Below are 15,664 nucleotides of genomic sequence, written 5' to 3'. Positions count from 1 at the left end.
CTTCCTGACCGCCGAACATGGTTTCGCCCCATGACACGAAGTCCCCGCCGCTTTCACGCTACCGAAAGAAGCGCGACTTCAGTATCACTCCCGAGCCGTCGGCATCTACCGCTCAAACGGCCGGCGATGCAGGCAGCCTGAGTTTTGTCATCCAGAAGCACTGGGCGAGCCGTCTGCACTACGACTTCCGACTCGAACTGGGTGGCGTACTGCTATCGTGGGCCGTTCCCAAAGGTCCTTGCTACGACCCCAGCAGAAAGCAGATGGCGGTGCACGTCGAAGACCATCCTATCGACTACGCCGGGTTCGAAGGCGCGATTCCGCCAAAGCGGTACGGCGCCGGTACGGTGATTGTGTGGGACCGGGGAACATGGGAACCGGTAGGCGACGCGGTCAAGGGCATGGGAGCCGGCAAGCTCGTGTTTCGCCTGCATGGCGAAAAGCTCGCGGGCTTATGGGAGTTGGTGCGCATCTCAAAGCCCGACGACAAACAGGACCAATGGATGCTCTTCAAGAAGCGGGACGAATGGGCGCGCCCGCTCGATGAATACGACGTCATCAAAGCACTTCCTGACAGCGTCATCACAAATCCGCTCGGGCTCGTCGAAGAACGTGAGCCAAGAGCAGCGAGACATTCGCGGGCGACAGAGCAAGACGCTGACTTCTCCGCTGCGCAAGACGCACCGTTACCTGCGAAGCTTGAGCCGCAGCTCGCAACGCTTGCCAACACTCTTCCCACGACCGGCGATTGGGTGACCGAGACAAAGCTGGACGGCTATCGGCTGCTGGCTCGTATAGACGGAAAGCGAGTCAAGCTGTTCACCCGAAATGGTCAAGACTGGACGGCGAAGTTTCCGACGCTCAAAGCGGAAATACAAAAGCTCGCTGTCTCAAGCGCCTGGCTCGACGGCGAGATTGTCGTATTGAAGGACGGCATTCCCAGTTTCTCGGCACTCCAAGATGCAATCGGCGGAGCGACCAATGCGGACATCGTCTACTTTCTCTTTGACATGATGTATCTGGAAGGACAAGACTTGAGAAAGGTGCCGTTGTGGGCGAGGCGCGCTCGGCTAGCGTCTCTTCTCGAAGGCAGCGGCGAGCACCTTATCTTTAGCCAAGACTTCGACGCTCCGCCCGTCCAGGTTTTCGAGGCCGCAGCCGGGCTCGGTCTCGAGGGTCTCGTGCTGAAGCGCAGAGACGCGGCGTATCAGTCGGGTCGCACCGAAACGTGGCTGAAAGCGAAAGCGAGATTGCGCCAGGAGTTCGTCATCTGCGGCATGACCGGTCGCGGCGGCAACGCTGGCGAGGTTGGCAGCCTACTGCTCGGTTATTACGTCGGGAAGAAGCTCCATGACGCCGGAAGCGTCGGAACAGGCTGGAATTCCAAGACGGCGCGAGAACTATGGCAGCAACTAGCACCGCTTCAAGTGGGTGAAGCGCCGTTCGACACGCCAGTGAAAAAGCCCGGACGATGGTCAAGACGCGCGGCCGGAAGTGAGCGGTGGGTCAAACCGACGATGGTCGCCGAAGTTGAGTTCGCAGAATGGACTGCGGAAGGTGTTGTTCGACAGGCATCGTTTCGAGGATTGCGACTTGATAAGCCCGCCAGCAGCGTCGTCCGCGAGTGCGGAAAAACTGAGCTCCCTACGACGCCTCCCGAGTTTAAAATCACCCACCCCGAGCGAGTGATTGACGCGTCATCGGGCGTCACAAAGGCCGACCTTGTCCGTTACTACGCGAGCGTCGCCGAGTGGATGCTGCCACACCTGAAGGACCGCCCGGTTGCGCTGGTCCGTGCGCCGGAGGGTGTGTCCGGCCAGCTCTTCTTTCAGAAGCATGCAGAGCGAACCGCGATGCCCGGTCTAGCGGCTCACGACCGCAGCTTATGGCCGGGGCACCCGCCACTGTTGACCGTCGATACTCTAGACGCTTTGTTGGCGGCTGCTCAAATGAACTGCGTCGAGTTTCACACATGGAATTCGGTAGTCTCCCGTCTCGACAAGCCTGACAGAGTCATCTTCGACCTGGACCCCGGCGACAAAGTCCAATGGGCCAACGTGCAGGAGGCTGCCCTCCTCGTGCGCACACTGCTATCGGAGCTAGGATTGAAGGCGTGGTTGAAGACGAGCGGCGGTAAGGGCTTACATCTTATCGTGCCTCTGACGCCGCGTGCAGATTATGCAACCGTGAAGGCGTTCTCTCAGGCGTTCGTGCGGCATCTAGCGAAGACGATTCCCGAGCGGTTCTCCTCTGTCTCGGGACCAGCAAACCGAATTGGAAAGGTCTTTGTCGACTACTTGCGCAACGGCAAGGCACAGACGACCGCAGCGGCGTTCTCCGCACGCGCCCGCGTAGGAATGGGCGTCTCGATGCCGGTCGCATGGGAACAGCTCGCGGACCTGAAAGGCGGTGCCCAATGGAACGTTCAAACGGCGCGTGAGTATCTGAGTTTCCAGTCCGAAGACCCGTGGAAGGACTTTTGGTCCACTCGCCAATCGGTGACCTCAGCGATGGAACGCCTACCATGAACAACCGGTGCACCCTTTTTTCGGGGCGTCCTGAAGTCGAACGTTCCGTGACGGTGCCATCGTCTGCTTCGACCGCGCGTCCATGCAGGCGCTCACATTGACCCGCAGACATCTTGACCGACGCTCCACGACCTCATCCAACGCAAATTCAAATGCCGACGCAACCCACATCGTTTTTCGAGCGCCCTTGGTGGGGCGTTATCGCGCTAACCTTCTCGGCTTTTATTTTTAACACAACCGAGTTCGTTCCGGTTGGGCTACTGACGGATATTGGAGACAGTCTCGACATGCGCCCAACTGACGTTGGCCCCATGATGACAATCTATGCATGGACCGTTGCCATCGCATCGCTCCCCCTTACCTTGTTCGTACGCGAAGTCGAGCGCCGGACACTCCTGATGCGCGTCTTTGCTGTGTTCATCCTCAGCCATGTCGTCGCACGTATTGCACCCAACTTCGAAATTCTCGTGCTCGGCAGAATCGGAGTTGCCTTTGCGCATGCCGTCTTTTGGTCGATTTCCATTCCGCTTGTGGTGCGCCTCGTCCCGCCCGAGGGCGAGCGCCGGGCACTCGCCATGATGTCTATCGGAACGTCTGTGGCCATGGTTGCTGGCGTACCCATCGGCAGAGCAATAGGAGATGCGCTGGGTTGGCGCGCGACGTTCCAAATCATTGCATGCGCGGGTGCGCTCGCAATGGCCGCCGTCTGGCTGACGCTGCCGAGAATCGAAAGCCAAGGCTCTGCTACGTTCGCGAGCCTGCCCAAGTTGCTGAGAACTCCGATGCTCCTTGCACTGTTCGCGGTCACGGTGCTTACTGTCTGCGCGCATTTTTCTGCCTACACCTACCTTGAACCGTTCGCGCGCCGCGTCGCTGGCGCGAGCAATAACGAAGTGACTTCTCTGCTCGTGTTGTTCGGTGCCGCAGGCTTGCCGGCTGCTATTGTTTTTAGCCGCTTCTACGGAAGCCGGCCGCGGCGATTCTTGGTCTTGACGGTCTCTGTCTTGACCGCCTGCCTGGTTCTACTCCGACCGGCGGCATATCACATGGGCACGCTCTGGACGCTCCTAGGGTTTTGGGGCATCGCCATCATTTGTTTCGGTCTAGCCATGCAAGCCCAGGTGTTGCGACTGGCTCCCGACGCAGCTGACCTGGCAATTTCAATGTTTTCAGGTCTCTACAACGTTGGCATCGGCGCCGGCGCTTTGCTTGGAAAGACAGTTGCCCACACGCTCGGAATAGGTTGGGCCGGTATGTGTGGCGCGTTGGTCGCGACGTCTAGCCTGGTGGTATGCGGAGTGACGTTTGCAGTGTCTCGTAGTTCTTCTGGGCGCGACGCGATAGCATTGGCTGACTAACGAACCTTAGCCGGCGCGCCAGGCAACTCGGAGTATCGTCTCGAATCTACCTGTCGGGCAGCAGGACTTCGACTTTCTATGCGGTTACCCGCCCATGTCGAACGTCGCGTCGCGACGACTGAACTGACTGAACTCAACTCTTGACGCGCGTATCGGTCACTACGACCGTATTAGCTAAGCGGTCATGCAGCGCTTGTCTTCGTGAATTGAACAACACCCATGCGAATCCTGTCCGAAGTGAATGTCTGAGACGTGGACGAAAATCGCTGACATCTAATCCCCAAGTGATTTAGCCGAGTGCTGGCTAACAGTAGTTAGACGTGTGTCTGATGTCGCACTGGCGTTTTGACGACGAGAAAACGCGTATCGGGACAACAGGTACTCACTGGCTGCCGAAAACGCGAGAGTCAGTGATCACACAGATGCTGTGACGGATCCATCCGCTGATGGAGGATGCGGATTACATCAATCAACGTATCGGTTTCCTTGAAGAACAGAACGTGCGAACCAACCAGCGCACGGCGGTAGCCTGCTCGGATGTGAGAAGCACCCTGGCTTAGCTGTGTGCCGTGCGCCAATCCAACGATTGTGTCTTGGATCATTCGAATGTAGCGCTCGGCCTGATTGAGGCCCCAGTGCTCAGCCGAGTAATCCCATACGTCGTCTAGATCCAACTCCGCCGCAGGCGAGAGGACAAACTCCTTCATTTCGTCGACTTTCGCTTACGTGCAAGGAAAGCGTCGAAGTTGAAGGGCCGCGACGGGCCTGAGCGCTCGCCTTTCTCTAGTTCCGCGCGCAAAGTGTCGAGCTTCGCCTCTTGCTCTTCCAACAACCGAAGGCCAGCCCGGACCACGTCGCTTGCCGTGTTGTAGCGTCCTACGCGCACACGGTCTTCAACGAAATCCGCGAAGTGCTCGCCAAGTGAAACGGACGTGTTTTTGGCCATCATCTCGACTCCGAATTTCGACCATAGTACCAAATTTTGGTAGTCGCGGCGAGAATACGCTTCAATTCAGTCCGATCAACTCGCACCTATTTGCTCCCATTCGCCCGCTAAACCGTCGACACCTAGGGTTGCATACTGCAGCAGTCCGTGCGTGCGTTGGTTCGCAGGTCAGGGCAACACACAATCTGCGGTCGACCGTGCGTAATAATCGGCAATTTCCTGCAGCACGCGCCGCTTCTTGGCCTGCACGTAGATGGTCGTGGTCTGCAGCGACGCGTGCCCCAGCACCTTCTGCACGACGTCCACCGGCACCTCGTCGGCGACCGACTGGGAGCCGAAAGTGTGGCGAAACCCATGGGCATTCGACTGCCCGAGCCTCACGCGTTCATCACGGCTCAGTCCATCCATCGCCTTAACCAGTTCGGTGACCATCCGACTAATCAGCCGGTTCAGTCCATCGGCGGTGTAGCCCGCTTCTTTCGCAGGCTGCCCCTCCCCGGCCTCCGCGCCTTGCCCGGTCCCGGTCCGGTATCGCCGACGTGACGCGTCGGTCCGCGGAATGACGACGGGGCTGAGCAGCGGCCCGCTCTGTGTCAACGTCGGACTTAGTTTCCCCAAAAGGGGATGCGGACAAAAACTTGGACTACCTGGAGGTAGTTCATGTTTTCATACGAAGATCGCATTCGAGCGGTTCGACTTTACTTGAAGCTGGGCAAGCGCATCGGAGCTACCATTCGGCAGTTGGGCTATCCGACCAAGAACTCTCTCAAAGCCTGGCATCGCGAGTACGAGCAGTGCCACGATCTGCGGGCGGGCTATGTCCGTTCGAGGCCGAGGTATTCTGATGAGCAGAAGACGATTGCCATCGATCATTATTTGAGTCATGGCCGCTGTGCTGCCGCCACTTTGAGAGCTTTGGGTTATCCGAGTCGCGAGACGCTTGCGACCTGGATCAAAGAATTGTGTCCGGAAATCGGCAAACGTATCGTTGGCCGAGCCGTTGGAAGTGTTGCAAAATCACAAAAGGTGAAGCAGGCGGCAGTTATTGAACTGTGCACCAGAGAGCAAAGCGCTCGGGTGGTGGCCGAGAAAGCCGGTGTCAGCCGGCCAACGCTTTATAACTGGAAGAATCAGCTACTCGGTCGAGAGGTTCCAGCATCTATGAAACGCAAGAGGAAGTCAGCATCGAACAATGAGCGTGCGGAACTGGAACAACAGGTCGAATCGCTTCGACGCGACATCCGACAGCTGCAGCTTGAGCACGACATTCTGAAGAAGGCGACCGAACTGATAAAAAAAGGGATGGGCATCAACCCGCAACTCCTGAGCAACCGGGAGAAGACAATGCTGATTGATGCCCTAAAGCAAAGCTATGCATTGCCAGAGTTGCTAGCCGCTTTGAGTCTTGCCCGTAGCTCTTACTTCTATCACCGTGCACGGCTGTCGGTTGCTGATAGGCATGCTGACGCGCGGCGCGTCATCGCGGACATCTTCGAACTTAATCACCGTTGCTACGGTTATCGGCGGATTCGCGCGGCATTGATCAGGCAACAGGTCTTCATTTCGGAGAAGGTAGTGCGTCGCTTGATGCGACAGGAAGGTCTGGCGGCCGCCACGACGAGGCGACGTCGCTACGGCTCTTATCGTGGAGAAATTAGTCCCGCGCCGGAAAACATCATCAATCGTGACTTCTACGCCGCTGCTCCTAATCAGAAATGGCTCACGGACCTTACCGAGTTTCAGATTCCGGCCGGCAAAGTGTATCTGTCGCCGGTTATCGACTGCTTCGACGGTCTTGTTGTGAGCTGGTCAATCGGTACGCGGCCGGACGCCGAGCTCGTCAATACCATGCTGGATTCAGCGATCGAATCAGTAGTCGGCTGCAAGGAGCGACCTGTAGTCCACTCGGATCGTGGTGCGCACTATCGCTGGCCAGGATGGCTCTCGCGTATGCAGGCTGCCAGACTGACTCGTTCCATGTCGCGCAAAGGATGTTCGCCGGACAATGCAGCCTGCGAAGGTTTCTTCGGGCGACTGAAGACGGAATTGTTCTATCCTCGTGACTGGCGAGCCACGACCATCGATCAATTCATCGAGATCGTTGACTCGTACATCCGCTGGTACAACGCAAAACGGATCAAGGTCTCGCTCGGCTCCCTCAGCCCCATCGAATACCGGCAGAGTCTTGGAATCGCGGCATAAATCAGTCCAAGAATTTAGCCGCACCCCCAAATGAGGAGTATCTATCCGACGCTGACAGCGGGACCTGTCGAGCTCACGCTGGGTCTACTGGTGGGCCGATGGCATCCACACGCAGGCACGAACGGAGGATTCCGACGGTCAATGCCTGCTGGTTATCATCGGCGTGAAGCCGGACGGCGAGAAGGAGCGCGTTGCGCTGTGCGACGGTTACCGCGAGTCGAAGCAATCATGGATTGAATTGCTGCTCGATCTGAAAGCGCGCGGCCTGCAGGCGCCGCCGCTGCTCGCGGTAGGTGACGGCGCGATGGGACTATGGGCGGCACTCGACGAGGTGTTCCCGCAGACGCGACATCAGCGCTGCTGGTTCCATAAGGTCGGAAATATCCTCAACGCGATGCCCAAGTCGCAGCACGGCAAGGCCAAGGCAGCGCTCGCAGAGATCTGGAATGCCGCGACACGCGCCGATGCGATTGTTGCGTTCAATCAGTTCGTCGACGTGTACGTGGCCAAGTACCCGAAGGCGGTCGAGAAACTCACGAAGGCTCGAGACGCACTGCTGGCGTTCTACGACGTTCCTGCGGAGCACTGGCAGCATGTGCGGACCACGAATCCGATCGAATCGACGTTTGCGACGGTACGCCATCGCACGAGCCGCACGCGCAACTGTCTGTCGCGCTCGACCTTCCTCGCGATGGCGTTCAAGCTGATTGAGGCGGCCGAGCAGACCTGGAGGAGGATTCGCGGTGCCGAGAAAATTGATCAGCTTCTGAAGGGTGTTCTCTTCAAAGACGGAACCCCGGTGATTGACAGCACACCGGCTCCTCACGCGCTGGCCGCCTGATCATGCCGTCCCGCCCGCGTACACCAGTATTGACGATTGCTCCGTGCCTTCTCGATCCCGTCTTATTCGATTTGCGCTCATGGCGCGGTGACCCCTCCATGCAAACCTAATTAAGGGCTGCAATAATGCCGCCACTACACGAGCCCTCTTGACGACAATCAAACGACACGAGAATGTAGAAAGTGCGGTCGCGCATTACGCAAGTTCATCGGATCTCCTCGAGGCTCACGGCCCACGCGGCAATCAGTTCACTCGTCATCGAGCCCTGCCTCGCCCGTGCGTGACCTCTCGCCCCAGAGAAAGGCACTTTTCACCTTTCACGCCTGAAGTGCGCGCGCGTTGCCGAGAGCAATCGGATCGAATGACTGTATGGTCCTCTCGCGCTCGACATCGTCGATCTCGCGCCCAAGGGCAAACACGATAAAGCCATCACTGGATGGGTCGAGAAACTGTGCCCATTCTTGGTCTTCTCAGCAAACGTACCCCCGGCTAAGTCGCGCAAAGTTCTGCCGAGAATCCCAACGCGCGTTCGCCGACGATAACTCCAGTCATCTCAATGTCGTGGTCCATCGCCTCGGCGAGAAGGCTGCGCGCTTAGAAATCGCTGAGAACGAAAACGCCTTTTCCGCGACCCTTCGGTTCCATCGTCTCAAGGCTCACTCAAAGCATCAGCGACTAGGCTCTTCGAAAGAGCGCCCGCTCGCGCAAGTCAGCGTCAGGCGCCGCCCACGCGACGAACCCGGCGTGCATTCCCGTCGCTTGCCTGAGGTCTTTGGCTACGTTCGAACGTCTTGACTTCCTACCTTCATGGACTTAAATAGGGAATTCCGACAGCACTTCTGGAGCACAACTATGCACATGCTCGTGCCATGGCAAGCAAAGCTGGCTTCGAAGGTCATTGCCGCAAACCTCGGTATTCCTTATTCATTCTGGCGGCGCCATGGAATCTCTAAATTGGGCGCAATGCTTGATCCAGCATACGCCCGAGATGTCTACTATCATCACCTCGCTCACGCTAATCCGAGCGCGGAAACGCTCTTGGAGATGGGTCCAGGCGACTCGCTATTCACAGCAGTGTATGCACATCCGCGATTTCGAAGAAAGGTGCTAGTAGATGCCGGGCCCTTCGCCGAAACAGATCCCCTTGCCTACCGTGCCTTGCTTGACGAACTTTACAGTATGGGCGAGTCCATGCCTGAGGCTGCAAAATATTCCTTAGACAGTCTACTCAATGCGCTTAATTGTAAATATCTGGTGAACGGCGTCGCCAGCCTGTCCGAGCTTCGAAACGGCGAGATCGATTTCTCGTTCTCGCACTCCTGCCTACAGCATATTCCCTTATACCAATTTCAGACATTCTCGGACGAACTTTATCGAGTCACTGCGGATGGCGGCACCGGTTCACACCTTCTCGATTTTCGCGATATGCTTGCCGGAAGCTTGAATCACCTGCGTTTTCGAAGTTCCACGTGGGAGCGCGGCTTCCTTAGGAAAACGAATATGTATACCAATCGTCTCAGGATTGGTCAGGTTAGGCGCATATTTCAAAAATCGGGTTTCGAAGTTGAAGTGGTCGAACGGAAGTGTTGGGACACATTGCCAATCGCTAAGGCCTCGTTAAACGACGAATTCAGGTCAATGGATGACAAAGAGTTGTTGGCCTACGGCGGTCATCTCGTCGTTCGGAAAGGCGCGAGGGATTTGAGGACCGAAGACTAAGCGATTCAGGGATCGACGTCGCCCGCGGGGTGAGAAAGAGGAGCACCTACGAATTGCATCGGCACCATGCACGCGCCTCACCCCCGGAAAGAGCCATCGTAGCGATTGGCCGTCTGAGGACCGCGACGGCGACGTCACAAACTAATTATCTCGGGGGGGAAGTTTGTCTACCTTTAGGCGTGCGGAATTGCATCTTACCCGGGCAGCACGAGCTCGTGTTCATCAGTAGACCCATCATCGTGTTGTTCAACGTCGAACACACGCTCCATGCGAACGGCGATTTGTGTTGTCATAACGGCGGCCGTCGCCAGCACGAAGTTCGACGGCTGCATGATGCGCTTTACGGCGCACCCCAGCACCTCCACGCGAGGACACGACGCATGCATGTAGTAAGAATACTGGCCGTCGGTACCCTCTTGGTCCAGACATCGGGTGGAAAATTCGCGTTTAGCATCGACCAGTCCTCGACAGCTCGCCTACTCTTTTCCGGCCTGCAAAACCAAGCTGGATTGAAGTGGCCGCTTCCTGCTCTCCGCCCGAATATGCGTTCGGCTTCCTAATGGGCCCGTAAGCTTGAACTGATCAGCATCAGCAGCTATGCTGCCTTCAATTCTTTGCCAAGCATTGGAAGAGGACACGTCGGCTTGAAAATCGTGGCGCTGCCACATAACGCTACGCGCATTGAACTTGCAGTCGCTGATCGTTCGCGCTTCAGCGCCCGCATAACTACACGGCGGGATAGCACGGTCGGATCACCGGTAATTGATAGAGGATTCCCGTCTGTCCAAGACGGTAACCAACCAGACCGAGGGAATCGCCATGGATCATGCCAAACTTCTTGCGATTTCAGCAGCAGTGCCGTGTGACTACATCTTCGTCGTCGAGTATCACTCGGCGGGCGATGCCGCATACATCATCAAAGGCCAGCGATCGGAGCCCGATGCCTGGCGCAAGCTCGCGACCGAACACGATTTGCGAGGGATACACTCGATCACGATCGTAGCGCAGCCCGTCTAGGAACTCTGTGACAAGGCGAGGAAACGTGCCACAGCATTAATCCAAAAAAAAACAAGGCAAGATCGAGCGCCATCTCAAGGACCTTGGCTCCGAAGCCAGAAACATTTCTCGTAAAAGTCCTGGAAAGACGGCGTTTTGTCGATTACGATACCGTCCGGTATCGCCTTTCGAGGCGCTTTCATTCGCCATACTAGTGAACGCCTATTAGTTTTTTCTTTCTCGCATCTCTCAACGGTTGCGAATTCACGTTGAGTTCGGGGTACGTATTCACGCATTGCTCGTCCGGCTGTCGCAAGCTTACGGAGAGGCAAGATGATTAATATCGGTCTGGGCTTCGCAGCCACGTTCTTTATGACGTGGTTACTGGTCCGATATGCAGGGAGATATATACGCTCATCGATGGACCTGGATCTTAGTGGCGTTCAGAAGATACATCAAAGCGCGGTTCCCCGAGTCGGCGGTCTCGCAATCTACTGCGGCACCGCCATCACCTTCGCTGCTTCACGTTTCCTTCAGACAGCGCCATCGCACGATACATTCCTGTTGTTGGTCTGCGCCACATTAGTCTTCATTGGCGGACTGGCTGAAGATCTTACCAAGCGCGTGACGCCACGCATGCGTCTGTTGTGCGCGCTCGGCGCGGCGCTCGCGGGCTGCTTCGGGCTGAGCGCGGTAGTCGACCGCGTAGACGTGCCGGCCATCGACTGCGCGCTCGCTATTCTACCTATCGGAGTGCTTTTCACGATGGTCGCGGTGGCCGGAGTTACACACGCGATCAACATCATCGATGGACTCAACGGCCTCGCTTCAGTCATCGCCATTCTGATCTTCGCTTCGATCGGCTACGTGGCAGTCTGCGTGGACGACTGGTTTATCACGAGCGTTGCCTTCACGATGATCGGGGCAATCGGCGGCTTTGTTGTCTGGAATTATCCTTCAGGGCTCGTGTTTCTCGGCGATGGCGGGGCCTACCTCATCGGCTTTTTGATCGCAGAACTTTTGGTGCTGCTGATCGTGCGTCATCCCGACGTCAGCGCCTACTATGCGATCGTCGCGACGTATCCGGCTTTCGAGACGCTCTTCTCGATCTATCGCCGCCGCTTTGTGCGCGGCCAGGCGGTCGATACTCCCGATGCGCTGCATCTCCATACGCTCATCTACAAGCGGATCGCACGCAAGGGGAGTACGTCTAAGGACAAGCAGCATGTCACGCGGCGCAACTCGATCAGCTCCCCCTATTTGTGGCTGTTTAGCCTAGTTACGATCGTTCCGGCGACATTCTTCTGGAATTCGCCTCGTGTGCTCGCGTTCTCGGCTCTTGCCTTTGTGGGCATCTATGTATGGCTTTATTCGGCCATCGTCAGGTTCAAGACTCCAGCGTGGTTAATCATGCCCGTCTCGACATTTAGCCAGATATCCCGCTCAAGAACGGATGTCCCGGCGGCGCGGGACCGCCCGCGTTGATCCGGCGAATCTGACGATGCGTCCTCTTCAAAGTCACGATGCGCGTAAGCGGAGACTCAGATGAAATCCGCTCTAAGTTCTACACAACTGCTTACGAAAACGTAGTCGCCAAGCGTACCGAAGTTCAGCGAGACAATGGGCGCCGCAATATCGAATCGACGTTTTTGTCGTATTGCTTCCTAGCTTAAGGGTAAGATCATATGGCGACCGCTCTCAAATGGGGCGTAGGTTCACACTCGGTCTCTGTGCTCTCTGTTCGTCGAAAACCCTACGCCCTCACATCGGGTCGCGGTCAAGCATAACGCTTCGATCGAGCTCAAGCGAGCGCGGTGCCCTGTGCGTTGCGAGGAAGATTATGCTTGTAGCTCACATCAATCGCTTTCGCAGCCGCCTTTCGAACATTCACCCCGTTCACAAGCGGATTGCAAAGAGCGCCGCGCGAATCTCGCTTTTCGTCATCGTCGGAAAATGCGCAGGCGCGTTCAAAGAGATGTCTATTGCCTACCGCTATGGCATTAGTGACGTCGTGGATGCGTATCAGTTGACGTTCACACTAAGTACGTTCTTACCCTCTATTTTCATCGGCTGTATGAGCATTGTTCTGATTCCAACATTGGTTGCATTGCGAACAGCGACCAAGGCAAAACAAGCAAAGTTCGTTAGCGAAGTCGAGGTCGCTAGTGTTTCACTGGGTATACTCATGGCTCTAATTCTCTACTTGTTATGGGATCCCCTCCTAAATATGATCGCGGCAGATCTGTCGGAGCAGACGCGGGCAATATCTCGCCAGCTCGAGTTCGGGATGTTGCCGGTTGGGGCACTGCTGCTGACGATATGCGTTTCAGCCGCGCGACTCCAGGCGCGCGAAAGACATGTCAATACGCTTTTGGAATGTGTGCCGTCGGCCACGGTATTGGCCTCCGTACTATTTGCTCACAACTCCCAATCCCCCGCACCGCTAATGTGGGGCACGGTGATCGGCTTTATCCTACAGGCAACACTGCTAAGGGTGCTCGCGCTCAGGGCTGACAGCATTCGGGTGACGCCTCGCTTCTCATTGACGTCTCCGGAATGGCCGTATATCTATCGATCCGTAGGCGTCGTCTTGTTTGGCGGCATTGTCGTCGGGCTTGCGACACCTCTTGATCAATACTACTTGGCACATCTCGGTGACGGCGCAATCGCCACTGCGGCGTATGCAAACCGACTTCTGGCACTACTACTTGGGATCGGAGCACTGGCAATTGGTAGGGCGACGCTACCTATCCTGTCGGAGGTCCTTTCTACCGGAGATATGGTCCGTGCTCGCGATACTGCGGTAAAGTGGTCTTTTCTCATGCTGGGTTCCGGCGCGGTAACCATGGCCGTACCGTGGCTTCTCGCGCCATGGGGGGTTGCATTGTTGTTCGAGCACGGCGCATTTACGAGCCAAGATACGATGGCCGTTAGCACACTGTTGCGCTGGGGCCTCGTACAGGTCCCCTTCTACTTGGCGGGCTTGGTTCTCTTGCAGCTCTTTGCCGGTCAGCGCCGCTTTCATGAAATCGCGGTGGTAGCGGTGATCTCATTCGCACTTAAGGCTCTTGCTAATTTTTGGCTAGTTCGCTGGTTTGGCGTGGTGGGCGTGCTCCTTGCAACCGCCGTGATGAATGCCGGAGCATTAGGTTGCTATTTTCTGCTTTTCGTCGTTCGATACAATCACATGGCGACGGACCACGCCGACGAATCAAGCCGAATGGAAGACGTTGTTCGGAAGCGGTAGGCGCTTCCTAACTGGACATCTACTCATCGAGTGCGCCCCTGCAGTCAAGCCAGGTAGCTTTCCAGAAAATGCCCAGCCCTTCTTCTCGATGATCTTAGCAGGAGCCCATGATGCGAAAAGTGCTCGTCTCAAGTGGTGATGCGGCCTTCCGACTCCTTTGTGAACCTTCCCTCGAACAACAATGGCGTGATCTGTATCAGGCTTGTCCGTGGGCGACCGCCTACCAGAGCCCGGACTTCGTTAAGATATGGTACGATACTTATAGTGATCAGTTTGTTCCAGTAATCCTAACCATGTTTGATGAATTTCAAACATTATCTGGGATGCTTACAGTTGCGATCAATAAGGCGACTTCGGAATTAGTCTACGCGGGTGACACCCTCGCTGAATACCAGGTCTGGCTTGCACGGCCTGACACACGAGACTCTTTCATTTGTGAAGCTTTGGCCATTCTCCAAGAGCATTGGCCTCGTCAGGTTTTAACGCTGAAGTTCCTTCCACCTTCAACGCCTCTGACCTGGTTACCGAAGTCCATCAGCTTCAAGAGAAAATGTATACTGACTCCGTCTTCACGTCCGTTGCTCGGCCTAGTCGAAGAAGACGTCAACCGCGCGTTGAAGTCGAGGCAACGCGGTCTGAAAGGATTGAAGCAACTGGGAACCGTATCCTTTTCAAAGATTGGGCGGGATGAGTTCCCCGAGATTTTCGACCGTGTGTGGCCACTGTATGAATTCAGGCAGATCGGCCAATACAATTGCCATCGCTCACGAAGCGACCGCTCGTTGAAATCATTCTATCTTGCGATGGCCGCCCGCTCCGACTTGCTGCACATGACAGTCCTGCGCGTCGATGACACAATCGTCGCATGGCTTGTAGGAACACGAAGCAATGGTTATTTCCACCCCCTTGCGTTCGGTCACTCTCCGTTTCATGCGCGGCATAGCCCTTGCGTCCTTCTTTTCCTGATGTCGGCCCAGCTACTATTACGTGAAGAGAAACGCGTATTTGACCTCACGCCCGGGGGCGACGCGTACAAGGAAAAGTTAGCGAAAGGCCGTCAGGATACTCATACCCTTTACTTCTTTCCTGGACTCAGGAGTCTGATCGAGTTCAAACTAACCCATGAGTTGGCAAAGAAGGCCGTACGGAAGCTATTAAGGGTTGGCTTTCGGCAACCGTTCCTCTCTTTATCGCAGGCAATCCGTTCTCACAGAGGGCATCAAGACGCGGTTGCGTCGGGCAATATGACTAAATCTGGATCCGACATTCTCTTCACGCTGTACCAACTCAACAACGACCCGAACGAACGCATCCGATGTTCGGATAAAGTCCAGAAGAACGAAATCTCGGAGCTCTTAAATTACAAATCGTCAGCGCATGGCGTGTCGCTTCGAGACTTTTTGATTGATGCGCAGCGCTTCATCGATATGGGTGCTAATCTATATACCTTGTCGGAGAATGATCGGTTGGTCGCTAGTTGCTGGTTAGTCCCGGGAAATGTAGCCGCCCCTGCTAATACACCGTCTCTCAGCCTGCCATCGGGCACGCCCCTGCTTGTCGGCTTCTATGCGCATCCAGATGGGGATGCAGCGTATCTACTTCGCTTGTGTGTAGCGCGGTGGATTAGTGAAATAAACCAGCCACGCGGCGAAGCTCAATTAATCCTCGCCTTGCCTGCAAGTGATGTCAAGTTGAACGAATACGTATCTCGTGATAACTTTTTTCTAGCTGCACCTTTGAGCGTAGACGCATGTCAAAACGATAATAAGCGCGCGGTCGTCTCGCCTTACGCGGTGTGATTGTGTTGAGAGCATCGTCTACTTAATC

At 56.1% G+C, this 15,664-nt stretch carries 11 protein-coding genes and 1 pseudogene; 9 read left to right on the top strand and 3 right to left on the bottom strand.

Translation table 11 applies throughout. From position 1 onward, the window contains the following. Positions 1-17 precede the first annotated feature (17 nt). Together ligD and LDZ23_RS31575 are read left to right on the top strand one after the other, a co-directional pair. A complete protein-coding gene (ligD, locus tag LDZ23_RS31580) occupies positions 18-2,528 on the top strand; it encodes a DNA ligase D (protein ID WP_244808358.1) in 2,511 nt (836 codons plus the stop codon). A gap of 152 nt (positions 2,529-2,680) precedes the next feature. Further along, the gene (locus tag LDZ23_RS31575) at positions 2,681-3,886 is read left to right on the top strand and encodes a sugar transporter (protein WP_244808357.1); all 1,206 of its coding nucleotides are present in this window, start codon (positions 2,681-2,683) and stop codon (positions 3,884-3,886) included. 407 nt (positions 3,887-4,293) lie between these two features. Here the strand turns inward: LDZ23_RS31575 and LDZ23_RS31570 are convergent, their stop codons facing one another. From LDZ23_RS31570 to LDZ23_RS31560, 3 genes are all read right to left on the bottom strand, one after another. After that, positions 4,294-4,593 carry a type II toxin-antitoxin system RelE/ParE family toxin gene (locus tag LDZ23_RS31570; protein ID WP_244808356.1) on the bottom strand — a complete coding sequence of 100 codons (300 nt, stop codon included), beginning with the start codon at positions 4,591-4,593 and terminating at the stop codon, positions 4,294-4,296. Further along, positions 4,590-4,832 carry a type II toxin-antitoxin system ParD family antitoxin gene (locus tag LDZ23_RS31565; protein WP_244808868.1) on the bottom strand — a complete coding sequence of 81 codons (243 nt, stop codon included), beginning with the start codon at positions 4,830-4,832 and terminating at the stop codon, positions 4,590-4,592. Before LDZ23_RS31565 ends, LDZ23_RS31570 begins: the two co-directional genes overlap by 4 nt. A gap of 168 nt (positions 4,833-5,000) precedes the next feature. After that, positions 5,001-5,264 carry a tyrosine-type recombinase/integrase gene (locus LDZ23_RS31560; RefSeq protein WP_244808355.1) on the bottom strand — a complete coding sequence of 88 codons (264 nt, stop codon included), beginning with the start codon at positions 5,262-5,264 and terminating at the stop codon, positions 5,001-5,003. 228 nt (positions 5,265-5,492) lie between these two features. On the opposite strand from LDZ23_RS31560, the gene LDZ23_RS31555 reads away from it, so the two are divergent. The 7 genes and pseudogenes from LDZ23_RS31555 (at position 5,493) to LDZ23_RS31525 (ending at position 15,636) form a co-directional block, all read left to right on the top strand. Beyond that, positions 5,493-7,034 (top strand): IS3 family transposase, encoded by a 1,542-nt coding sequence (locus tag LDZ23_RS31555; protein ID WP_008352264.1) that lies wholly within the window; start codon positions 5,493-5,495, stop codon positions 7,032-7,034. Between the two features lie 55 nt (positions 7,035-7,089). Then, positions 7,090-7,875, top strand: a pseudogene (locus LDZ23_RS31550) (IS256 family transposase); the annotation flags it as partial. A gap of 852 nt (positions 7,876-8,727) precedes the next feature. After that, positions 8,728-9,594, top strand: a complete 867-nt coding sequence (locus LDZ23_RS31545) for a hypothetical protein (RefSeq protein ID WP_244808354.1) — start codon at positions 8,728-8,730, stop codon at positions 9,592-9,594. A 762-nt stretch (positions 9,595-10,356) separates the two neighbouring features. After that, a complete protein-coding gene (locus tag LDZ23_RS31540; protein WP_244808353.1) occupies positions 10,357-10,611 on the top strand; it encodes a hypothetical protein in 255 nt (84 codons plus the stop codon). Between the two features lie 312 nt (positions 10,612-10,923). Then, positions 10,924-12,075: an MraY family glycosyltransferase gene (locus tag LDZ23_RS31535; protein WP_244808352.1), complete on the top strand. Its 1,152-nt coding sequence runs from the start codon at positions 10,924-10,926 to the stop codon at positions 12,073-12,075. 355 nt (positions 12,076-12,430) lie between these two features. Next, complete coding sequence (gene murJ, locus LDZ23_RS31530) at positions 12,431-13,837, top strand: murein biosynthesis integral membrane protein MurJ (protein WP_244808351.1); 1,407 nt, start codon at positions 12,431-12,433, stop codon at positions 13,835-13,837. 107 nt (positions 13,838-13,944) lie between these two features. Then, complete coding sequence (locus LDZ23_RS31525; protein ID WP_244808350.1) at positions 13,945-15,636, top strand: GNAT family N-acetyltransferase; 1,692 nt, start codon at positions 13,945-13,947, stop codon at positions 15,634-15,636. The last annotated feature ends 28 nt before the right edge of the window (positions 15,637-15,664 follow it).

Source organism: Caballeronia zhejiangensis (assembly GCF_022879815.1).
Lineage (GTDB): Bacteria > Pseudomonadota > Gammaproteobacteria > Burkholderiales > Burkholderiaceae > Caballeronia > Caballeronia zhejiangensis.
The sequence above is the reverse complement of the archived record's forward strand: the minus strand, read 5'-3'. Positions and strand labels throughout refer to the sequence as shown.